Source organism: Peribacillus simplex (assembly GCF_001542915.1).
Classification (GTDB): domain Bacteria; phylum Bacillota; class Bacilli; order Bacillales; family DSM-1321; genus Peribacillus; species Peribacillus simplex_B.
In genome coordinates this window covers 104209-126113 of sequence record NZ_LNNH01000003.1, presented here as the reverse complement: position 1 = coordinate 126113, position 21905 = coordinate 104209, and the positions used below count along the sequence as shown (strand labels likewise).

19 protein-coding genes are annotated in these 21905 nt (G+C 41.5%); 14 read left to right on the top strand and 5 right to left on the bottom strand.

Annotated elements, in window-relative coordinates; genetic code table 11:
- Positions 1-63 precede the first annotated feature (63 nt).
- The 3 genes from AS888_RS00970 to AS888_RS00960 all read left to right on the top strand — a co-directional run bounded on the left by AS888_RS00970 (position 64) and on the right by AS888_RS00960 (position 4281).
- The gene (locus AS888_RS00970) at positions 64-447 is read left to right on the top strand and encodes a response regulator transcription factor (RefSeq protein ID WP_061140332.1); all 384 of its coding nucleotides are present in this window, start codon (positions 64-66) and stop codon (positions 445-447) included.
- Positions 422-3289: an ATP-binding protein gene (locus tag AS888_RS00965; RefSeq protein WP_061140331.1), complete on the top strand. Its 2868-nt coding sequence runs from the start codon at positions 422-424 to the stop codon at positions 3287-3289. The genes AS888_RS00970 and AS888_RS00965 overlap by 26 nt, the downstream gene beginning before the upstream one ends.
- Positions 3290-3408: 119 nt before the next feature.
- Positions 3409-4281, top strand: a complete 873-nt coding sequence (locus AS888_RS00960) for a CvfB family protein (protein WP_061140330.1) — start codon at positions 3409-3411, stop codon at positions 4279-4281.
- A gap of 75 nt (positions 4282-4356) precedes the next feature.
- Here AS888_RS00960 and cotJC read toward each other — a convergent pair whose 3' ends face one another.
- From cotJC to AS888_RS00945, 3 genes are read right to left on the bottom strand one after another with little or no spacing between them, the layout of a single operon-like run.
- The gene (cotJC, locus tag AS888_RS00955) at positions 4357-4926 is read right to left on the bottom strand and encodes a spore coat protein CotJC (protein WP_061140329.1); all 570 of its coding nucleotides are present in this window, start codon (positions 4924-4926) and stop codon (positions 4357-4359) included.
- 12 nt (positions 4927-4938) lie between these two features.
- Positions 4939-5202 (bottom strand): spore coat protein CotJB, encoded by a 264-nt coding sequence (locus AS888_RS00950; RefSeq protein ID WP_061140328.1) that lies wholly within the window; start codon positions 5200-5202, stop codon positions 4939-4941.
- The gene (locus AS888_RS00945) at positions 5203-5436 is read right to left on the bottom strand and encodes a spore coat associated protein CotJA (RefSeq protein WP_061140327.1); all 234 of its coding nucleotides are present in this window, start codon (positions 5434-5436) and stop codon (positions 5203-5205) included.
- A 256-nt stretch (positions 5437-5692) separates the two neighbouring features.
- Here AS888_RS00945 and AS888_RS00940 point away from each other — a divergent pair, with 256 nt between their 5' ends.
- The 4 genes from AS888_RS00940 (at position 5693) to AS888_RS00925 (ending at position 10168) form a co-directional block, all read left to right on the top strand.
- On the top strand, positions 5693-6508 hold the full coding sequence (locus tag AS888_RS00940) for a 3D domain-containing protein (protein ID WP_061140326.1): 816 nt from the start codon (positions 5693-5695) through the stop codon (positions 6506-6508).
- A 155-nt stretch (positions 6509-6663) separates the two neighbouring features.
- Positions 6664-8787, top strand: coding sequence for a DNA helicase RecQ (gene recQ, locus AS888_RS00935; protein ID WP_155645338.1), 2124 nt, complete (start codon positions 6664-6666; stop codon positions 8785-8787).
- A 131-nt stretch (positions 8788-8918) separates the two neighbouring features.
- Positions 8919-9125 (top strand): cold-inducible protein YdjO-related protein, encoded by a 207-nt coding sequence (locus tag AS888_RS00930; protein WP_061140325.1) that lies wholly within the window; start codon positions 8919-8921, stop codon positions 9123-9125.
- Positions 9126-9973: 848 nt separating this feature from the next.
- Positions 9974-10168 carry a cold-shock protein gene (locus AS888_RS00925; RefSeq protein ID WP_034307294.1) on the top strand — a complete coding sequence of 65 codons (195 nt, stop codon included), beginning with the start codon at positions 9974-9976 and terminating at the stop codon, positions 10166-10168.
- 91 nt (positions 10169-10259) lie between these two features.
- Here the strand turns inward: AS888_RS00925 and AS888_RS00920 are convergent, their stop codons facing one another.
- Entirely contained in the window at positions 10260-11132 is an 873-nt protein-coding gene (locus AS888_RS00920; protein WP_373921344.1) for a YitT family protein, read from the bottom strand.
- Positions 11133-11523: 391 nt separating this feature from the next.
- Between AS888_RS00920 and AS888_RS00915 the strand changes: the two genes are divergently transcribed.
- The 7 genes from AS888_RS00915 (at position 11524) to AS888_RS00885 (ending at position 19411) form a co-directional block, all read left to right on the top strand.
- On the top strand, positions 11524-13695 hold the full coding sequence (locus tag AS888_RS00915) for a PAS domain S-box protein (RefSeq protein ID WP_061140362.1): 2172 nt from the start codon (positions 11524-11526) through the stop codon (positions 13693-13695).
- A 129-nt stretch (positions 13696-13824) separates the two neighbouring features.
- Complete coding sequence (locus AS888_RS00910) at positions 13825-15045, top strand: MFS transporter (RefSeq protein WP_061140361.1); 1221 nt, start codon at positions 13825-13827, stop codon at positions 15043-15045.
- Between the two features lie 252 nt (positions 15046-15297).
- Positions 15298-16089: an SGNH/GDSL hydrolase family protein gene (locus tag AS888_RS00905; RefSeq protein ID WP_081092253.1), complete on the top strand. Its 792-nt coding sequence runs from the start codon at positions 15298-15300 to the stop codon at positions 16087-16089.
- On the top strand, positions 16086-17000 hold the full coding sequence (locus AS888_RS00900; protein WP_061140324.1) for an ABC transporter ATP-binding protein: 915 nt from the start codon (positions 16086-16088) through the stop codon (positions 16998-17000). Before AS888_RS00905 ends, AS888_RS00900 begins: the two co-directional genes overlap by 4 nt.
- Entirely contained in the window at positions 16993-17973 is a 981-nt protein-coding gene (locus AS888_RS00895; RefSeq protein WP_061140323.1) for an ABC transporter permease, read from the top strand. Before AS888_RS00900 ends, AS888_RS00895 begins: the two co-directional genes overlap by 8 nt.
- 92 nt (positions 17974-18065) lie before the next feature.
- Positions 18066-18902, top strand: coding sequence for an MBL fold metallo-hydrolase (locus tag AS888_RS00890; RefSeq protein WP_061140322.1), 837 nt, complete (start codon positions 18066-18068; stop codon positions 18900-18902).
- A gap of 77 nt (positions 18903-18979) precedes the next feature.
- Positions 18980-19411: a CBS domain-containing protein gene (locus AS888_RS00885; RefSeq protein ID WP_061140321.1), complete on the top strand. Its 432-nt coding sequence runs from the start codon at positions 18980-18982 to the stop codon at positions 19409-19411.
- Between the two features lie 684 nt (positions 19412-20095).
- Here the strand turns inward: AS888_RS00885 and AS888_RS00875 are convergent.
- The gene (locus tag AS888_RS00875) at positions 20096-21904 is read right to left on the bottom strand and encodes a BlaR1 family beta-lactam sensor/signal transducer (RefSeq protein WP_061140319.1); all 1809 of its coding nucleotides are present in this window, start codon (positions 21902-21904) and stop codon (positions 20096-20098) included.
- Between the last annotated feature and the right edge of the window lies 1 nt (position 21905).

Below are 21905 nucleotides of genomic sequence, written 5' to 3'. Positions count from 1 at the left end.
CAAAGTATGGATCGTTCATGCTTGACGATGTTAAACGTAAACCACCCTTAAGGAGATTGAATGATGAAAAGAATTTTATTAGCGGAAGATGAAGAAGTGTTACGAATGCTGGTAGTGGACACACTGGAGGATGAAGATTATGTGGTTGACGAAGCGGCAGATGGGATGGAGGCCGTGCAGCTTCTCAAGCACCGGACATATGACCTGATTATTCTTGATTATATGATGCCAGGGTATACTGGTTTGGAGATCATTGAAAAAATCCAGTCTTCCGAAATACAAGCACAAGGAAAAATCCTCATGTTATCTGCCAAAAGCCAGCAATTTGAGCAAGAACGAATATTGGAAGCAGGTGCGGACTATTTCATGGCCAAACCATTCAGTCCCTTAAAGCTAATCGAAAAGATAGAGGTCATTCTGCATGAAGCTGAATCCATACATTTCTAAAAGTCTGTCAAGGCAGGTCGTGTCATTGATGACGGGATGCATCATCCTATTCATTGCCGGGACAGGCATATTATTTTTCCATTTGCAGTCTTTGCACGCTGAATATATCCAGCACCGGCAAAGCATTGTCGGAAAACAATTAGTAATTGAAGAGATACTCGACCAATATCATACGGTCTTTTTAAATTTGACAGCCTATAATTCACTTGATAAAGATGGGTTAAAGGAACAATCCACCCAAGAGGAAATTTCGATTCGGGAAAATATTGAACAGTTTAAGGCAATTGCTCATTCCAAGGAAGATAGGGTCATGACCGATAAGCTTGACAATTTTACCAGTTATTATTTTAGCGAAGCTCTCCCGTCCTTATTGGATTCCCCCGAAAACAACGGTGGTACACAAATCATGGCGCAAGTTTCGGATTTTCGCAGCCTGATAAAATCATATTTAGGCACGCTGACGGAGAAACGTGATGAAAACGTGAAGGATCTTACAAAAGAACAGTCCATCCTTCAAGGCGTATTTGTCGGATTCGTTCTTATTTTCTTATTCATCTTCCTGTTCATAGTCAGATCGATTATCAAGAATATCGGTAAGCCACTTGCCGATTTCTCAATGGCAGCCAATGAGATTGCTGCTGGTCGGGAGGCTGTCCTTTCGGTCAATGAAAATCGCAGGGATGAGCTTGGGACTTTGTCGATCGCCTTCAAGAAAATGTTATCCAGCGTTCAGGAAAAAGAGCAGGAATTGATGGCGCATAATGAAGAGCTGCTGGCACAGCAGGATGAACTGCAGGCCCAGCAAAATGAACTGCAAGTGACACTTGGGATCATAAGGGATAATGAACAGAAGCTTACAAGGAGAAATGAATTGATCAACGGGATATCCTCCACATTGGATAAAAACGAAGTATTGAAGAGCATTGTCTTTAATATGAGTAAGATCATTTCGGCTGATCGCGGCATGATTGCTTTAGTTCATGAAGATGCATCTTCTTCATTTGGAATTTCGGATAATGGCGTGAAGCAATTCCGCAATAACATCCACAGTGGTTTGAATTATCGTTTGCTAGAAGAAAAGAAACCCTTCACGATAAAAAGAGAACAATTGGACGCGGAGAAAGGGTATCACGAAAATACGAATTACAGTTATGATTTATATCTTCCCGTTTTATCCACGTTTCAAGAAGTAGACGCCATCATGGTTTACAGCAGATATGGAACGCCATTTAAGGATCAGGAAGTGGAAGAATGCGAAACACTGGCCAAGCAAATCGCCACGTCTCTTGACAAAATCAAGCTATACGAGCAAACCGAAGGTAATCGAAAATTAAATCAAGATATTTTGAACACGATAAAGGAAGGCATCCAGTTGATTGATCAGGATGGAAAGGTTGTGCAGGTCAATCAGCCCTTCTGCGATATTTTTAAAACCGGTTCAACCCCTGATCAAATCATTGACTTGCCATGGGAGAAGTGGAGTGCTGAGTTATCTGAACAAATGGAGGGGGATAGATTTTCCCGCTCGTTGGAGGAAGCGATTCAGCATCTTGAAGAAGCCAATCATGAACAACGCAGCTTCACTTTTAAAAAGAAAGAAACGAATCAGGTCATAAAGGTTTATTTCGAAGCTTTGCGCTATCGTGAAGAGGGTTTTGGGACTATCTTGGTTTATCGGGATATAACGAAGGAATATGAAGTGGATCAAATGAAATCCGAATTCGTCAGTACGGTCAGCCATGAATTAAGGACTCCGCTTGCAAGCGTCCTTGGTTTTACCGAATTGATGCTAAATAAACCATTGAAGCCGGAAAGGCAGACAAAATATCTGCAGACGATCTACAATGAAGCGAAACGGCTGACAGCACTTATCAATGATTTTCTGGATGTTCAAAAAATGGAGTCGGGCAAACAGGTTTATGAAAAAAAATATGTGGAGGTCCTTCCATTGCTCCAGAAGGTCATCGAACACTTGGAAATAAATACAGCACACCATGATATTCAGCTTCAAGTGGAAACGACTGACGTGATGATTTTGGGAGATCGGATAAAGATCGAACAGGCCTTTACCAATCTTCTAAGTAATTCAATCAAATATTCTCCTGATGGCGGCAGGATATTGGTACGGGTTTATAGCAGCAAGGAAATGCTTTCCATTGATATCGAGGATGAAGGGCTTGGCATTCCCGAAGAATCACTGCCCCATTTATTTCAGAAGTTTTATCGGGTCGATAATTCAGATCGCCGCAGAATTGGAGGCACTGGACTGGGACTGGCAATCGTTGATGAAATCATCAAATCGCATGGAGGTCAGGTGACGGTGGTTTCACAATACGGAAAAGGGAGCACATTCACCATTTCTTTCCCTAAGGTTACGCAAAAGGAAGCGAGCTCGAATCATGATCGGCAATCGATAAAACTGAGCTATGAAATCATGGTAATCGAAGACGATATTAATTTGGCGGAACTATTGAAATATGAATTGATGGATAGCGGGTTTCATGTGAATTATTTCAATAGTGGGAGAAAAGCCTTCCAGGAACTGAAAAAATCACCGCCTGACGCCATTGTGCTGGATATCCTTCTTGAAGAAGGAGAGATGGATGGGTGGGGCATTTTAAGGGAGTTAAAAGTATCCGCTGGCTTGAAGGAGATTCCCGTTTTCATATCGACCGCACTTGATGAAAGGGAAAAAGGGCTTTCCTTGGGGGCCAAGGATTACTTAGTTAAACCTTACAAGCCGAGCCAATTATCGAAAGTGATCATGCATACGTTGTTAAGCAATCGTAAAAAAGGGCAAATCTTGATACCGCATTCCTGTAATGAAGGGGACCATGAGTAAAGAAAAAGCAGGAATGGGTATACATAACAACAAAAAGATGATAAATTCAATGATGTTGGAAAAAATAATTAATGCGATATAATTTTAGGTAAAGGTACGTTACAGGAGGATTCAAATACATGCAAAAAATTCAGGCCGGCATGGCTGTAGAGTTAGAAGTGGAACGTAAGGCGGATTTCGGCTGGTTTTTAACGGATGGTTCAGAAGATGTCTTACTTCATCATAATGAAACGAACGAAGGAACGGAGCTTGAGATTGGTGATGCGGTGACGGTATTCATCTATCATGATAAACAAGCTAGGCTTACGGCGACTATGAAAATCCCCGACATTCAAATCGATCGATATGGATGGGCGGAAGTTGTCAATGTGAAAAGGAAGCTTGGGGTGTTTGTGAACATCGGACTCTCCAAAGATATCCTTGTATCTCTTGATGATCTTCCGAATATTGACCGCTTGTGGCCGGAGGTAGGCGATCGGCTTTATGTATCCTTGAAGACCGATCGCAATGACCGGTTATTCGGTAAGCTTGCAACCGAAGATGTAATCCAGGAGATTGCCGTGAAGGCTCCTTTAAAAGGAGTCCGTAATACAACCGTGAGCGGGAATGTCTACCGGCTGCTCATGGTCGGATCATTCTTTGTATCACAAGAAGGCTATCGCTGCTTCATTCATGAAAGTGAACGCAAGGAGGAGCCTCGCCTTGGGGAATTAGTGGAGGGCCGCGTCATAGACAGTAAGGAAGATGGTACGCTGAACGTCTCTCTCATTCCGTTTAAACAAGATTTGATGGGTGAAGATGCCGATGTCATTTTCAAGTATTTAATGAATCGTGGCGGAGCGATGCCTTATGGAGACAAAACGCCTCCGGATGATATTCAATTTCACTTCGGTTTAAGCAAGGGAGCGTTCAAACGTGCTCTTGGCAAATTGATGAAGGAAGACAAGATTTATCAGGAAGACGGCTGGACTTATTCTTCAGATCGTAAATGATGATAAGCGCAGAATTCAAATGGACCCCCATTGTAGACAAAAGTCTTAGATGGGGGTCCATTTTTTTTATGCTCTTCAAAAAATCTTCTTTTTACCTTGTTCATCTTTTAAAATCTCCACTGCCTCTCTAAATCTCATGCTATGGACAATTTCCCTTTCGCGTAAAAACCTTAGGGAATCATTGATATCCGGGTCGTCTGAGATGTCAATTAACCACTGATACGTTGCTCGCGCCTTCTCTTCAGCGGCAATATCTTCATAAAGATCGGCAATCGGATCCCCTTTTGCTTGGATATACGTGGCTGTCCATGGGTTTCCTGCCGCATCATGATAAAACAGTGCACTATCATGATTGACATAATGATCTCCAAGTCCTGCTTCAGCCATTTGTTGTGGCTTGGCGTCCTTCGTGAGCTTATATATCATCGTAGCGATCATTTCCAGATGAGCGAATTCTTCCGTTCCGATATCGGTTAACAATCCAATCACTTTGTCAGGAATCGTGTAGCGCTGATTTAAGTAACGAAGGGCAGCTGCCAATTCTCCATCGGCTCCCCCGTATTGTTCAATTAAATATTTTGCCAATCTAGGATTGCAGTCCCTGACTTTAACCGGGTATTGCAGCTTCTTTTCATAAACCCACATCGATATCTCTCCTTATACTTGCCAAGGCCAGGGGCCTTGGCCCCATTCCCATTTATTTTCACCGCCGGAACTGTTTCCGAATCCCAATAAGGGACCGTATTTAGGTTCAAAAACCGCTTTCAGTTGCCTGGAATATTCATGGAATTGATTGAATTGCAGCAGGGCCTGCTGGTCATTAGGATGGGTATCCAAATAATGAGTCAGCTCGACAAGCACAAAATCCGCAGCTTGTATTTGTTCAAGCAAATGATAATATTCATCATCCAGTTTATTCATTTACGACTCCCTTTCCCGATATGGATTATCATAATAATCATAAAAAAACTTCCATAACGTCCCGTATTTCAGTGCTTCCTCTGGTGTGAATTGCTCCAGGTTCGGAGGTTGAAAATTGATATATAAATGGGGTGGCGTTCTGTAGTATTTCCTCCCTATGGGGGGACAAGGATCATCCTTACTATGAAAAGGTTTATATGATTTGACTAATGTAAAGGATTTATCGCGCGTCACGAATATGCCTCCTTCGTAAAAATATGGCCTTTAATTTTTATGCCTCGGCCGTGCATAATATGCCTATATTTCTTTGGAAAGGAGATGTTATGGAAAAAGATGTTTTTTCAGAATATTATAAATCGTTGTTATAATACCGTTATCTTCCTGTGATGTTTGTCATCTATTCTTTATCTGTTTGTTCTTTGTATAGAGAAAAACTATGTTAAGATTTAACTCGTAGCTTATAAAGTAGCTCACAAGGAGGTAACAACATATGAAAAAATCAATCTTATCGTTAGCGGCAGCGGCTGCAATATCCGGTGCATTCACCATTCCGGTACAAGCAGAAGATGTCAAAGTGAAAGATGGAGACACATTATGGGGGATATCTCAAACATATAAAGTATCAATAGAAGATATTAAGTCTTGGAATGATTTGTCTTCAGACTCGATTTATGTAGGAGAAACCATACATATCTCTCAAGAACAGCATCATAAAGTCAAGTCAGGGGAGACATTATCGGAAATAGCACACAAATATGATGTATCGGTACATGATATTAAATCTTGGAACGACCTAAATTCCGACACGATCCATCCGGATCAGGATTTAGTCATCAAGCCGGCAGGCAACAAAGTGGAAGCGGCGAGCGCAGGTCCTGAGCAAACATCAGAGCAGGCTGCACCGGAGGAACAAGAGAAGCCGGCAGAACAATCTAAACCAGCAGAACAAGAGAAGCCAGCTGAACAACCAGAAAAGGCAGATTCAAACCAGGAATCCAACGATCAAGCGGGTGTGGAAAAAGAATTGACTGTCAGAGCAACGGCTTACACGGCTGATTGTCAAGGCTGCAGCGGCACTACAGCAACAGGGGTTGATTTGAAAGCCAATCCGAATGCAAAAGTGATTTCCGTAGATCCATCAGTCATTCCGCTAGGTTCAAAAGTTTATGTGGAGGGGTATGGATACGCAACAGCTGCCGATACTGGAAGTGCCATCAAGGGAAATAGAGTGGACCTTTTTGTTCCTAATGAACAGGACGCCAATAATTGGGGCGTTAAAAATGTTAAAGTTCAAATCCTGAATTAACTTACCATGCAAAACATGTTCATATATTGAAAAGAGTAGACACGGAGAATTAATGTGTCTACTCTTTTTGTGCTTTTGGTTGATCGGAAAAGCAGGTACAATGAAAGTAATGAACCCTTATCGGACCTTACAAGATAAATAGGAGGAGTAGTGAATTGATGGAGAAGGCACGTGAATATTTACAGCAGTATTATGGTTATGAATCATTTAGAAAAGGACAGGAACAGATTATCGAACAGGTGTTAAAAGGAATGAATACAGCCGGTATCATGCCTACGGGCGGGGGTAAATCCATATGTTATCAAATTCCGGCACTTCTGTTGCCTGGTGTTACACTCGTGATATCCCCGCTTATTTCCTTGATGAAGGATCAAGTAGACGCCCTCGAACAAAATGGGATTGATGCCACATTTCTGAATAGCTCCATTTCAGGTTTGGAATCTTCAAAGAGAATGAACGATATTAAGCAAGGACGGTATAAGCTGGTATACGTTGCTCCTGAAAGACTGGAAAACCCTGCATTTCAACAGGAGTTGTTTAGTGTGGAAATTTCATTGGTCGCCATTGACGAGGCTCATTGTATCTCTCAATGGGGCCATGACTTCCGGCCAAGCTATTTAAAAATCAAAACTTTGCTGAAGAACATGCCAGCAGAGCCGACTGTCCTGGCCTTGACGGCGACAGCGACCCCGCACGTTATTGATGATATATGTCAGTCCCTTGGTATATCCAAGGAGCATGCCATTTCAACGGGATTCTCCAGGGATAACTTATTTTTTTCGGTTGTGAAGGAAGAAAATCGCGGCCGGTTTTTAATGCGCTATGTTGAAAAAAACAAAAATGAATCGGGCATTATCTATGCGGCAACCAGGAAAGAAGTGGATTCATTGCATGCGAAGCTTAATAAAGCTGGCTTCAAAACAGGACGCTATCATGCTGGGATGAATGAGCAGGATCGTTCAAAACAGCAAGATGAATTCATTCGTGATGAAGTTTCCTTGATGGTTGCGACTTCGGCCTTTGGCATGGGGATCGATAAATCGAATGTTAGGTACGTCATTCATTATCAAACTCCAAAGAATATGGAAAGTTATTATCAGGAAGCGGGCCGTGCAGGCCGTGATGGTTTGGAAAGTGAATGCATCCTGTTGTATTCCCCGCAAGATATGCAAATTCAGCGATTCTTGATCGATCAATCAAACCCATCGCAGGAGTGGCAAGCTCAGGAGCTGAAGAAGTTAAATAAAATGAAGGACTATTGCTTTACCGAAGGGTGTTTGCAGGCATTCATTCTTCGGTATTTTGGGGAAGAAGCCCCCGAGGATTGCGGTCATTGCGAGAATTGTACGGATAAACGCGATTCCGTGGACGTAACGACCCAGGCACAGATGGTGCTTTCGTGCATGCTGCGCATGGGTGAGCGATTTGGCAAGATGATGATTTCCCAGGTGCTGACAGGTTCACGGAATAAGAAAGTGGAGGAGTTTGGCTTTCAGAAGCTTTCGACTTATGGGATCATCAATAATCAAACGGCAAAGGATGTTGGCGATTTCATTGATTTCCTGACAGCTAAGCAGTATATCGAAATGACGGGCGGGCAATTCCCTGTCCTGAAAGTAACCAATTCCGGCAGGGAGGTCCTTTTGGGGCATAAAAAAGTACTTCGAAAAGAAATGAAGCATGTTAGCAGCATCAGTGTCGATCATGGGTTGTTTGAAGAATTACGGCAATTAAGAAAAGAAATGGCTGCAAATGAAAATGTCCCGCCATTCATTATTTTTTCCGATGCTTCCTTAAAGGATATGGCTGCAAAACTGCCTGGAACGGAACAGGCATTCCTTGACGTCAAAGGGGTGGGCACCCAGAAGTTCGAGCGATTCGGCGCAGCGTTCCTCGAAAGGATTTCCCAATATGTACAGGCACATCCTGAAGTTGAAACCAATACAATGGTTACTAAGGAAACAAGTAAGCGCAGCACTACGCCTTCACACCTGGAAAGCTACCGCTTATACCAAGAGGGTAAATCGATGAAAGAAATTGGAGCCTTAAGAGGGCTGTCCACGATTTCTATCGAAAATCATTTATTAAAGTGTGCCCAAGAACACATGGATATCAAATGGGAAGATATTTTCTCGGATGAAGAGTACGGTCTCGTATTGGAAACGGCATTACAATTGAATTCTGAAAAACTAAAACCATTGAAAGAAGCCCTGCCTGAACATATTTCATATTTTATGATAAAAGCGATCATGGTGAAAGCAGGGATGGAAAAAAGATAAGCGGATAGTTTTTTGGATAATTTTTTCCATGAATAAATAAGATTTTGGTTTAATGCGTATACTAGGGTTGATGTAAAGGTAAGGTTATTGCCTTTGGTCAGAGTCTTTATATAAAAAAGAGGAGGTTGCTCATGTATTTTGGCAAAAAGAATTCAGAGGAACCAGAAATCATTATGGAAGATACGATAGTATATGCATGCGGATCAGCAGATTGCAATGGTTGGATGAGAAAGGATTTTGCCTCGGAAAACTATGATTGCCCAATGTGCGGCAGTCAATTGATCGAAGAGGTCAGGGAACTGCCAAAAATCGAAAATGAATATAATGCATTCAAATAAAAGAGGTGAAACATTGCCTCTTTATTTTTTTGCGTTCAAGAAGGAAGAATTCGAATTTAACACTTTACATTTATATATATGTGTGATATTATAAAGTTTCAGTGCTATTAGCGATAAGCACTGGAGGGTAATTTAAAGTAACATTTTTATTAATCAAATAATTTTTCATCATAGGTATGATGAAGTAGAATCAAGTTAAACACATCTAGATAAAAGAAATACAAGTAGTCACCAAGTATTTTCCTCGATCCATTTCTGTTCTTCATTAACTTACTTCTATGTACCATTTATCTTTTGGAATATACTTTTCCCAATTGGAATTACGGACGGTTTTAATTAATAAACATGTACTTACAAGCTTTTACCTGATTCTCGCAGGCACGGTCTAGGAACCGTATGGATGGGAGAGAGGCAGGGCTTTCATTGTTTTAGGTTTTGGCACTAAAATTACTCTCATGCCCAGTTCATTTTGAAGCAATTCATGCGAACGGGCAGGAAGAACCATATGGAATGGATTCTTACTCAGCAAAGTCCCGAATACCTCGAGGGTAATCGGGACTTTGCTTCAGATTTATCTGGCCTTTGAAAGTATTATTTACAGAATCATCTCTTCTTTACGATCTTTACTCAATTATTAACAGCTTTATATGTTATAATGGATAATGAGATATTAAAAATTCATGGTCCTATATTCAACTTCTTGAAACTTGCGAGGTTGAGTGTGGAGAATAAGCATGAGTAACACTCACAATTATTTAGATTATTCGCCATCTATTCTTCTTTTATCTTTATGGCTTGAAAGCTTTTATGCAGGACGGAGTCAATTCAAATTCTAAGGAGTGAGATATATGTATAGAAGAAATAATACGGAAGAAATCATTCCTGAAGAAACAAAGGTATGGGAATGTACATCAGAAGATTGCAAAGGGTGGATCCGCGATAACTTTACAAGTAATGATGAACATGTTTGTCCGCTATGCAGCAGTGAGATGAAACCCGGAACCAGAATGCTTCAAGCGATCAACAATCCCAGAAATTATTAAAAGATAAAAAAAGCTGAAGGGAATTCCCTTCAGCTTTTTTTATCTTTTTGCCTAGAATCCTGGAAAAAAGCAGGAAGGGTAATTGAAAAGTTCAATGAATATCCTTTTTCTTGAACCTGCCCCCGCGAACTTCCGCGATGTCACCCACGGCAAGGAAGGCAGACGGGTCAAAGCTTTTCACGATATCCTTAAGCTTTGCTTCCTCAAGCCTGTTGATTACACAAAAGATAACTTTTTTATCATCCCCGGAATAAGCGCCTTCACCAGCCAAAAAGGTTACGCCCCTTCCAAGGCGGTGCATGATTGCGTCTCCAATATCACCGAACTCATCACTGATGATCCATACGAATTTGGATTCATCCAAACCAGCGATAACGATATCCATCGTTTTGTAGGCTACGAAATACGCAATGATCGAGTACATGGCACGATCCCAAGAGAAAACGAAACCGGCACTCCCAAGGATGAATAAATTAAAGAACATCACAATCTCTCCAACGGAAAAAGGGAGCTTTTTGCTGGCGAGGATGGCCAGTATTTCCGTACCATCCAATGAGCCGCCATATCGAATGACCATTCCGACACCAATGCCAAGAATCATTCCGCCAAAAGCGGATGCTAAGAGGATATCTTGTGTGAATGCTGGTACGTGATGAAGCAATGTAGTAGTTATGGAAAGGACTAAAATTCCATACAGGGTAGATAATGCGAAGGTTTTTCCAATTTGTTTATACCCGATAAAAAAGAAAGGGAGATTCAAGATGAAAAGGAAGATACCGAGCTTCCAACCAGTTATGTAGGATAACATAATCGAAATCCCTGTTATTCCCCCATCGATAACATTATTCGGTACCAAAAAAATCTCGAGGCCGACAGCCATCAAAACTGCGCCGATCGTAATCAAAAGACCTCTCTGTAAAATTTGTCTTAGCGTCAATTTTTTATGCTGGGTCTTTTTTTGCATAATTTCCGCTGTGCTTGCTCCTGCCAGGTCTGACATAATCATGCCTCTCACTCCTTCGCTCTATACGTCTCAATTTAATTATAAACATATAGGGATCATTAAATAAAGAAATTAACATTCATATTTAATATATTTTCTGTATAATTATTTTGGTCATAAAATATACACCGCATCGAAAAAGCTTGATTGGACGGTCGTCGGGCTTTGTCCTTTTTCTATTTTACTCTATACAAAAGAATAGTATTTCTATTTTTTTTGATTTTATGAAAGAAAGTCTCAATTTCAGCTGGAACGGGTCTGACGAAAGAGACGTGGGTGAAAGGAAATAAAAACCTTTGAGTCACTGTAATTTTCCATTACAATATAGGAGAACGAGGTGATCATTGCAATAATGGAACATTCAATCGTAGCATTAAATCCCATCCTGTTTATGATAGCGGCACTTTTAATCATAATGGCCTGTTATACGGCATTGGATTTATTGACAACATTCCTGTCGGTCGAGAAGTATAAGCGCCTTTTATACATAGGAAGCAGCTGTTCGATGGGGGTGGCCCTATGGACACTTAATTTGGTGATCATATTTACACTCGATAATTCAGGAGTTGCATCATACAACTTTTCTACAATATTATTTTCATTACTATTGGCGATATCGCTCGCTGCGGTGGGGCTACTGGCCATTTCGTATAAAACAGAATTGCTGCAAATCACTTTCTGCAGTTTTATGTTTACGATGGCATTATTGTCTAATTATATGATGAGCATTTTAACCATCAATCACTCCGTACAATATAACCCGTATTTGCTTGTGAGTACGCTGCTCATCATTTTTAGCATTTTTGCAACAGCGCTCGTCATCTTCTTTTACTTTAAAAGGGTCAGTCAATCATCATTAAAGCCGCTGAGCACATTGATGATGGGCGGGGCGATCATTGAAGGGTATTATCTTTTGTTGCGGGTGATACCGATACCGGTCGACGGTAAGGACGAGCGGGGGGATTTTGTACAACTTACCCCATTCATGCTTTACCTAGTCTGCTTAGTTTCTTTGTTCATCCTTGCCAGCCTGATTGGTTCAAGTACGATCGTTGGTCGGCGTTTGGCAAAAAGTGATAATACGGTGAATGATATCAGGCATGCGTTAGATCAATCTGCAATCGTCGCTATCACGGATGCAAAAGGGACCATCACTTATGTGAACGAAAAGTTCATGGAAATATCGCAATATGAAGAGCAGGAACTAATCGGCACGAATCATTCCATCATCAATTCAGGCTACCATTCAAGAGAGTTTTTCACAGATCTATGGGTCACGATTGGCCAGGGGCAGACATGGAATGGTGAAATCTGCAATCGAACTAAAACCGGCGATACGTATTGGGTGGATACAACCATCGTTCCGTTTATGAAAAAGGGTAAACCTTATCAATATATTTCAATCTGTTCAAATATCTCGCCACGGAAAAAGGCGGAAAATGACTTGATGGGATCCATACAGGAACTAGAGGATATGCAATATGCCATCGATCAGTCCTCAATCGTTGCCATCACGGATGCAAAAGGTGTCATTATCGATGTGAATGAAAAGTTCTCAGAGATTTCCGGATATGAAAGAAATGAATTGATCGGCCAGACTCATAGGTTGGTCAATTCGGGGCTTCACTCCAAGGAGTTCTTCGAGGAGATGTGGCGAACCATCCATGATCGGAAGGTTTGGAAGGGGGAAATCAGGAACAAGGCAAAGGATGGGAGCTTCTATTGGGTGGATACAACCATCGTTCCGTTTTTCGGAGTGAATGGAAAGCCTTTTCAGTTTTTATCCATCCGGTATGATATAACAGAGCGTAAGCAAACGGAAGAGATGCTTCATCGGCAGGATAAATTGGCGGCAGTTGGGCAGCTTGCTGCTGGCGTTGCACATGAAATCAGGAATCCGCTGACTTCCATGAAAGGGTATACGGAATACCTGCAACTAGACGAAACGGACGAAACCAGGTTGGAATATCTCGAGATCATTCTCGATGAAATCCATCGGGTCAATGAGATCGTGGAAGAGTTCTTGCAATTGGCCAAACCGCAGTCCTTGAATTTGGAAACGAAGAATATCGTGAAAATCATTGAAAATGTTTTATCACTGACGGAGTTTGATGCAAGAAAGAAGCACGTATCGCTTAAACTCGTTGGCATCCATGAAGAAATACTCGTTAATTGTGATGAGAATCGGATAAAACAAGTGTTTCTCAATTTCATTAAAAATGGGATGGAAGCGATGCCAGGTGGTGGAGCCATTAAAGTCATGGCTGAACGTAAAGAGGAAAACGTGCAAATCTCGATAATCGATACAGGAAAGGGAATGCCGCCTGAGCAGCTAAGGAAACTGGGGGAACCGTTTTTCACCACAAAAAAATCGGGAAATGGCTTAGGCTTGATGATCAGCTTCAAAATCATTGAAAACCATTTGGGAAAAGTCTTTGTTGAAAGCGAGGTCAATAAAGGTACGGTCTTTAAGATCGTGCTTCCGATTAAACCTGTAAAGTACGCTTGGCCCCGTAAATCATGAACGAATCATCCGCCCAATAGGCCGGAATATGTCTGGTGCCGGCCTAATCATGCCTATGGACGTTGAGGCGTTTTTCATGAATGGGAATATCAGTAAAATTGGAGAAGGCAACGGTTGTCGCGGGAGAAGATGACTGCATGGGGGAAACTGGATTTGGAAAAACAAATACGAGCTAATATTGTAAGTTTAAAGGTGTTTTACCTATTTTCTTTTTTTGCTGTTGGAAGTTTAACGCCGCTGTTAAGCGTTTATTTAGCCAACGAAGCCGGCTTGTCCGGTCTTGAAATAGGATCGATTATGTCTGTAGGACCGATCGTGATGATCCTATTTCAGCCCATTTGGGGAATTGTCTGTGATTGGAGCGGAAAACCTGCAAAAATACTGGCATTGACCTCATTACTTGCTGGTGTATTCGGGTTAGGGTACTTGCTGTTCGAGCCCTATTTACTTTTAGTCGCCGTTGCGATTGCGTTGGCTGTCTTTCAAAGCGCCATCATTCCCGTCTCGGATAGCATCACGCTTCAATACACGACAAGAATCAAATCGAATTATGGGAAAATCCGTTTATTCGGTTCACTCGGTTTTGGTGTGGCCGTTTTTATGATGGGAAAGCTATCTGAATCGTTCATTGGTCCAGCGGTTATATTTTACGCCTTTTTCTTTGGTCTATTGGTTGCGGCCATTCTAGCACTCCGGTTGCCGGAAGAGCCGCCTAAAGGAAAGGTGAAGGTTTTCAGCGGGATGAAAGAATTGTTCAAAATGAAGAGATTCCTAATATTCCTTGCGATAACATTCCTGCTCTTTGGTCCGAATTTGGCAAATAACGTATATTATGGTTTATTTGTTGAGGCGAGAGGCGGGACATATACTGGAATCGGAATTGCCTTCCTCCTGGCTGTATTGTCGGAAATCCCGTTCATGAGAATGGCGGGCAGTTGGATTCATAGAATAGGCTTGCTTCCCATTACTTTATTGGCTGGAGCAGGCTCGTTGATTCGCTGGGGACTGTATTTTAGCGAACCGAGTTTAGCTACGGTATACGTGACTTCGGTCATCCAAGGGTTTTCATTGGGCCTATTCATTCCTGCAGCCTTACAGTATATCCGCAAAGTTGTCCCAGCCCATATTACCGTTACGGCCATTACGCTTTATTCGGCAATCGGCAATGGATTGGGAAATTGGTTCAGCACCTTTACTGGCGGAATCATCCTGGATCATTCAGGTATATATGCAGTGTATTTCTTCTACGGGGTACTTACCCTGATTGGCATGCTGCTTACAATCTGGCTTATGAGATTGGATAATGAACATAAAGTGCCAAGGATAAAAGCCGACAAATTAGAAATGTAATGGTATTCCATTCTTGAAGACCGCTGCAGACGACCTTGGAAGTACTGGGGGATGTCTGCAGTTTTTTGTTTTCATTTTACTGCAGGCCAATCAGCTTTCCAGAGGCGGTTCGTGAGCCATCTGCACCTGCTCGGGAGTCCGAGCGTTTAAGGGGATATGTTGATTTTTTTAATTCGGGAGCAATCAGTTTTTTGTTTTTGGAAATAATATGATTTAATGGAAAGTAGAGAATGAAGGGAAGGATGAGTGTTCTTGAGCAAAACCAAAGTGTTGGTTACTACGATAGTTTCAGCGGTTGTAGGACTGTTTTTTTTATTTTGTCTCGGATGGACGATTTTTGATCATTATGGAAAGAAATCTTCTGATATGGGAGCAAATGAAGCGGTCCCCAACAAAAAGGATCTGCCTAATGACTTTACGGTCGTGGCATTGGGTGATTCGCTCACACGAGGTACAGGTGATGAGTCAGGAAAAGGATACGTCGGACTTGTTTTAGAAGATTTGGAGAGTGAATATAAGCATAAACCGATCATTCACAACCTCGGCATCAATGGACAAGTTTCAGAAGAATTAGTGCAGCAAGTCAAGCAAACGGAAGTGAGGCGCCAAATCAAGGCGGCCGATGTTATTTTACTGACAATTGGCGGCAATGACTTATTTCAGAAAGGTCAGACGCTGATTGATTATGATAGTCAGGTCATCGCAGAATCACAACAGAAATATATGGAAAACTTAAATGGCATTTTTAAGAATATCAATCAAGTCAATGATAAAGCTACCATTTTTTTGCTTGGTTTATATAATCCGTTTATAGAATTGGATGATGATCTGGATACGAACCGAATTGTTAGGGATTGGAATAATGATACGGCAGAAGTCGTGGCCCACTATAAAAATGCCATTTTCGTGCCGACCTTTGACCTTTTCCAATTGTCTGTTAATGATTATTTGTATACGGATAATTTTCACCCTAATAAGAAAGGGTATCGTTTAATAGCAGATAGGGTTGCTCCTTTAATAAAGTGGGAGGATGAGGAACGATGAAACAGGTGACATTGTCTGTCAAAGGCTTGAAAAAAAAGATTGGCGACAGGGAAATTATTAAAGGAATCGATTTCGACCTGATTGAAGGCGAGGTTTTTGGCTTTTTAGGGCCGAATGGGGCCGGTAAAACGACGACCATACGCATGCTGGTTGGACTCATTAAGCCAACTGCGGGATCCATCCGAATTTGCGGGTTTGATGTACGCAAGGATTTCACGAAGGCGATGCAATATATGGGCTGTATCGTTGAAAATCCAGAACTTTACCCATTTTTGAGTGGTTGGGATAATTTGCTTCACTTTGCCAGAATGCTGCCTGAAGTGGGTAAGCAAAGAATAAGCGAGGTTGTAGAGCTGGTCGGCCTGCAAGCGAGAATTCATGATAAAGTGAAGACCTATTCGCTAGGAATGAGGCAGCGGTTGGGAATTGCACAGGCCATGCTGAATAGTCCGAAGCTGTTGATTTTGGATGAACCGACCAATGGCCTTGATCCTGCAGGGATCCGGGAAATGCGTCAGTTCATCAGGAAATTGGCTGAAGAAGAAGGGATGAGTGTTCTCGTATCATCACATTTATTAGGTGAAATCCAGCAGCTTTGTGACCGGGTTGCCATCATAAAAAATGGACAAATAATTCAGACGGATACTGTGGAAAGGCTATTAGCTACACAAGAGAGGATTTTGTGGAGGGTTGAGCCAGTCCAAAAAGGACTGGAAATCCTAAGTGGGTTCACGGAAGTGAGCATGGACCAAAAATACATCATTACCGCTTACGATGAACTTGAAACACCTGAATGGAATGCGGCCCTTATCCGGGCAGGAGTGAAGGTGCATGAAATGAACCGGAAGCTCCCGGGCCTTGAAGAATTATTTTTACAAGTAACCGGCGGCGGGGGTGCTGGTATTGAATAACCTGATCCAGAATGAAATGATGAAGTTGTTGGCAAAAAAACGATTGGTCATAATTGGGATCATCGTCGGGATTTTGGTGCTGATGTTTACGTACGCACAATATAAGCAAGCGGAAGAGCAGAAGGAGAAGTTAGGTACTACCGATTGGCGAGCTGCCCTTCAGCAGCAGATCATTGATACACAAAATCGCTTAAGCTCAAATAGGATGCTTGATGAGTGGCGTGAACAGCTCGAAGTGGGACTGAAGCAGCAGCAGTATTACCTTGATCACGATATAAACCCCTCAGAACCAGGGGCTGCCACTTTTACCCGCATGTTTTTGGAAAATGCCATCGATTTGTTCATTCCATTGCTCATCATGATTGTAGCAAGCGATTTAGTTTCCTCGGAAAATAGTCAAGGGACGATTAAACTTCTGCTGACACGGCCAGTGAAGCGGTGGAAAATCTTAATGAGCAAATATATAACCTTATTGTTGTCGGTATCGATTATCGTGGCGATGACAGCCTCATTGTCCTATTTATTATCTGGTCTTGTTTTTGGCTATCAAGGCTGGGCGGCCCCGGTGATTACCGGATTCGAATTGAACGGCGCAGATGTGGATGTCAGCCAAGTAAGGCTAGTGGAACAATGGAAATTCCTTTTGATGGATTTGGGACTTGTATGGTTGGTTGCGGTCGTGATAGGAACGCTTTCGTTCATGCTATCGGTCCTCGTGCGCAGTACACCGGCAGGAATGGGTATCATGCTAGCAGCCTTGATTTCAGGAGCTATCCTGAACAATATGGTTTCTTCATGGGAATCAGCAAAATATTTCTTCATGGTGAATTTGAAGTTGACCACCTACATTAGCGGTTCGGCGCCGCCAATCGAGGGGATGACCCTTTTATCCTCCGTCATAACGCTTCTCGTCTGGTGGCTGCTTGCTTTACTCGTCTCGTTTGCCGCTTTTACCCGGAAGGATGTTTATTAATGAAAACCAGCCTATAAAAAATTATAGGCTGGTTTTTATTTTCATGTAAAGGGTAATCTAACGACAATATGTCCAAATCAGGAGGTTTAAACATGGATGATCACCATTTGAATGAAAAAATTTTGCCAATGACATCAATGAGCAATGGGGATGTCAGGAAAGTTAGGGAGGGTATTTATTGTCTAACGGTTCAAATCGTCAATGTCATTTTTTTAGGGCTTCCGAAAAGGGATGAATGGGTATTGGTCGATGCCGGAATGCCACGTTCAGCGGAGGTAATAAAGAAGACCGCAGAAGCCATATACGGACCGAACCATCCACCGGCAGCCATAATATTGACCCACGGCCATTTCGACCATGTTGGTGCATTGATCGAACTGATGGAACATTGGGAGGTGCCTGTCTATGCCCACCTAAAAGAAATGCCTTATTTGACGGGACAAGAAAGTTACCCTGAGCCTGACCCATCTGTAGAAGGGGGAATGGTTGCCAAGATTTCTTGGATGTTTCCGAATGAAGGAATCAATCTGGACGAAAAAGTTCAACCCCTTCCAGACGACCAGTCTATCCCATTTCTTGACGGATGGAAATGGATCCATACCCCGGGTCACACCAAAGGTCATATTTCACTTTTTCGGGAAAGTGATCGTAGTCTGATTGCAGGGGATGCTTTTGTGAATGTCAGGCAAGATTCTTTATATAAGGTTTTCACCCAGGAAAGGGAAATATCAGGCCCGCCGCGTTATTTGACAACCGATTGGGAGTCGGCTAAGCAATCTGTGAGCGTGCTGGCAGCATTGAAGCCCAAGGCGGCTGTAACGGGGCACGGGTATCCTGTCGATGGGGAAGAATTGGATAGTGGGCTATCGAAGCTATCAAGGGAATTCGACTCGTTGGCAAAGCCCGATCATGGGAAGTATGTGGAATGAACCTTGCATCAAGCTGAATAATATCTTTCCTATAGTCAACAATAAACAAGAAACGCGTGAATAATGGAGGGATTTCCATGACTACTTTAAGGGATATTATGTCTACGGATGTGGACTTTTGTACAGTGGAAGATAATATTTATGAGGCAGCCGTAAAAATGAAGGACCATGATGTGGGTATCATTCCTGTCTTGGATAGTGGCCAGTTGGTCGGCGTCATCACCGATAGGGATATCGTGCTTCGCTGTGTTGCCGGAAAAAAACCGAATTCAACCAGAATAACCGACGTGATTTCCACTCATCTTATAACGGGCACTCCCGATATGTCAGTGGACGAAGCGGAAGAGTTAATGGGTAATGAACAAATCAGGAGACTTCCTATTGTCGAAAATGGCAAGCTGCTCGGTATCGTTGCTTTAGGGGATCTTGCCATACACAAACAAACAAGTTCGGAGGCGGGCATTGCCCTAAGCTCGATTTCCGAGGATAGAGATCAAATACAGCACTAAAAATAAAAGAGTCTGTTTAGCAAAGGGTGCCAAGGCGACTTGGTCTATTCTTCGATTCATTTAGCTGATTATGGATATAATTCTTTACACTTTTAGATAAGGAAAAGGACGAAATTCCATTGCCTGTTGGCAGAGAATAAGGGGCATTTAATGGACGCATCACCCATTAAAATATTGAAATGTGCTGTCGATCCGAGTGTGAAGCAGTCGATCTAGTACTGCTATGGCCAATACAAAATCATTGAATTCTCTCCCATCTTAGAGTGGTTAACGGTAGGAGTATGGTGAGGGGTTTGGATAAAGGTGTAAAAAGGGACAACTATGATGTCTCTTTTTTTCTTTTGTTTAGGCTCATTTCGTATAGATTGTTGTTTTTAAAACGAAACTATTTCGGGTTCCTTGGAGCAGAAGTACGAGATGCCTGCGGGAGCAGCGGGACAGGTGAGGGTGCCCCAAGGCGTTCACGTCGAAGGGCTCCACCGCACGTCCTCTTGGTCATGGAGTTGGTATGGTGCTGATAGTAAGGCGCAAGAAGATGAATCCCATCATAAGAGTCTTTCCTCATATAATACAGTAAGGGAAAATACAGCAAAAAAAGAAAAATAAGAGCATGTTTTGGCCCGCAGCAACAAAACATGCTCTAATCTTGGAGCTTATATCGAGAAATGAAAAAAATCGTATCGATCAGAATGCGGATTGATAAATATGCTCCTTCTCCAAGATGGAAAGTGCCATCTCAGCAACATTGCTTCCACCTGAATCCTTTTCACCTTGAATGTGAAAGGCGAAGAAAAAGGTATTATCTGAAGTTTCTACATATCCTACAAACCAGCCACTTATATTTTCCCCGTTTACAGCTGTCGTCCCCGTTTTTCCGGATAACAGATTGCCATTGGATTCTTCTAAAAGCAAGGAGTCTTTCACAGTTTGAATATTAGATGGTTCAAAAGAAAATTCATTATCATAAAATTTTTTCAACATATCCACCTGTTCGACAGGAGAAATTTTTAGTGAACCGTCAAGCCAATAATTAGATAAGTCGCCCGATAAATCGCGATTTCCATATTGTATCTGTTCAAAGTAATTTTGTAATTTCCTTTTTCCTATCTGGTGATCGAGTTTTTGAAAATACCATGAGGATGAGCTTTCCATTGCTGAGAATAAATCTTGATCTTTATTCCATTCCTCATATGGATATAAGGTCCCATCCCAAGTCATTTGGGAATTGTCCCTTGAAATAATCCCGGAATCAAGAGCGAACAATGCACTGAATATTTTATAAGTGGAAGTAGGGTGAAACCTGGTAGTGCTTTCTTCCTTGTTGTATATCGTATACTGCTTCATCTTGGTGTCGTATATTACAGTACTTGCCGTAAGTTTATCGAAAAAGCGGCTGTAATCCTTATACACTACATTAGTATAAGAAAGAGGATGTGTTTCTTTTTCTTTGCTCAGGGCCAATACAGATAAAGAAGGAATACTCATCAAAATGATCGCTAAAAAAAAGATGAATACTAGAGCACTTTTCATCTTTAGCATATTTGATTCAACCCGAAAATCACTGATCTTGACAATACGCCTTTTTACTTGTTTGTAAGACCTGCTAATTTCCGAAGCCACTAACAAAGATGATGTACGTTTGGAAAGAGATGCGAATTTTAAAATAACCTCACCATATTTTAGATGTGACTCATCATCCAGCGATCTTAAAACTGCATAATCGCATGAAATCTCCATCTCGGTTTTCATTTCATTCAAGAAATACCATACGAGAGGATTAAACCAATATACAGTTCTAGCTAGACACATGAAATAGTTCACTAGCATATCTCTTCGTTTACAATGATACAACTCGTGAAGCAGTATACATTTCATCTCTTCCGTAGAAAGCATGGAAATATCTTTTGGTATGACAATATATGGAGTGATGACACCAAAAGTAATGGGTGATTTTATCAATGAGGAATACCCCAAGACCACTTTTTTATTAAAATGTATATCCTTTTTACATGTATAAAAAAGCGTGGATAACTCCTTGTTTTCTATTACTTGTAGGTTTTTTCTTATCTTATAAATTCTTAGATTGCTATATAAAGTAGCCAAAAGGATAAAAATCATTCCTGATATCCATACTATGAAAAAAATAGAATCCATCATTCGGAAAGGTGATTGTTCAATTGACAGGGAAAAATCTTGTAGCCAATTTGCATTTTGAACACTTGTTGTTGATGTTTTACCTGCAGAATGGATATTCGCTAACTTTGGATTGCTTGCACCTAAGTTTATCATCCAATCAAAAAAAGAATTTGTTTTTAGAAAATGAAAAGGGATAAAAGGAACAATCAATAACAATAGGGAAATGACGCTGATATAATATTGGGTATTTACAGTTATTTGTATTTTTAATAGCTTTTTTATGAGAAGGATCATGCAATAAATGAGAGACAATGTGATATTACTGATGAGAAAGAAAGTAAAGAAAGAGCTGCTCATG

Excerpts from the sequence above, each read along its gene's own strand:
- AS888_RS00885 (WP_061140321.1), top strand. The coding sequence starts at position 18,980 with ATGACTACTTTAAGGGATATTATGTCTACGGATGTGGACTTTTGTACA.
- AS888_RS00940 (WP_061140326.1), top strand. The coding sequence starts at position 5,693 with ATGAAAAAATCAATCTTATCGTTAGCGGCAGCGGCTGCAATATCCGGT.
- AS888_RS00970 (WP_061140332.1), top strand. The coding sequence starts at position 64 with ATGAAAAGAATTTTATTAGCGGAAGATGAAGAAGTGTTACGAATGCTG.
- cotJC (WP_061140329.1), bottom strand. The coding sequence starts at position 4,926 with ATGTGGGTTTATGAAAAGAAGCTGCAATACCCGGTTAAAGTCAGGGAC.
- AS888_RS00910 (WP_061140361.1), top strand. The coding sequence starts at position 13,825 with ATGACTGCATGGGGGAAACTGGATTTGGAAAAACAAATACGAGCTAAT.
- AS888_RS00950 (WP_061140328.1), bottom strand. The coding sequence starts at position 5,202 with ATGAATAAACTGGATGATGAATATTATCATTTGCTTGAACAAATACAA.
- AS888_RS00960 (WP_061140330.1), top strand. The coding sequence starts at position 3,409 with ATGCAAAAAATTCAGGCCGGCATGGCTGTAGAGTTAGAAGTGGAACGT.
- AS888_RS00890 (WP_061140322.1), top strand. The coding sequence starts at position 18,066 with ATGGATGATCACCATTTGAATGAAAAAATTTTGCCAATGACATCAATG.
- AS888_RS00920 (WP_373921344.1), bottom strand. The coding sequence starts at position 11,132 with ATGCAAAAAAAGACCCAGCATAAAAAATTGACGCTAAGACAAATTTTA.
- AS888_RS00915 (WP_061140362.1), top strand. The coding sequence starts at position 11,524 with ATGGAACATTCAATCGTAGCATTAAATCCCATCCTGTTTATGATAGCG.
- AS888_RS00925 (WP_034307294.1), top strand. The coding sequence starts at position 9,974 with ATGTATAGAAGAAATAATACGGAAGAAATCATTCCTGAAGAAACAAAG.
- AS888_RS00965 (WP_061140331.1), top strand. The coding sequence starts at position 422 with ATGAAGCTGAATCCATACATTTCTAAAAGTCTGTCAAGGCAGGTCGTG.
- AS888_RS00930 (WP_061140325.1), top strand. The coding sequence starts at position 8,919 with ATGTATTTTGGCAAAAAGAATTCAGAGGAACCAGAAATCATTATGGAA.
- AS888_RS00900 (WP_061140324.1), top strand. The coding sequence starts at position 16,086 with ATGAAACAGGTGACATTGTCTGTCAAAGGCTTGAAAAAAAAGATTGGC.
- AS888_RS00875 (WP_061140319.1), bottom strand. The coding sequence starts at position 21,904 with ATGAGCAGCTCTTTCTTTACTTTCTTTCTCATCAGTAATATCACATTG.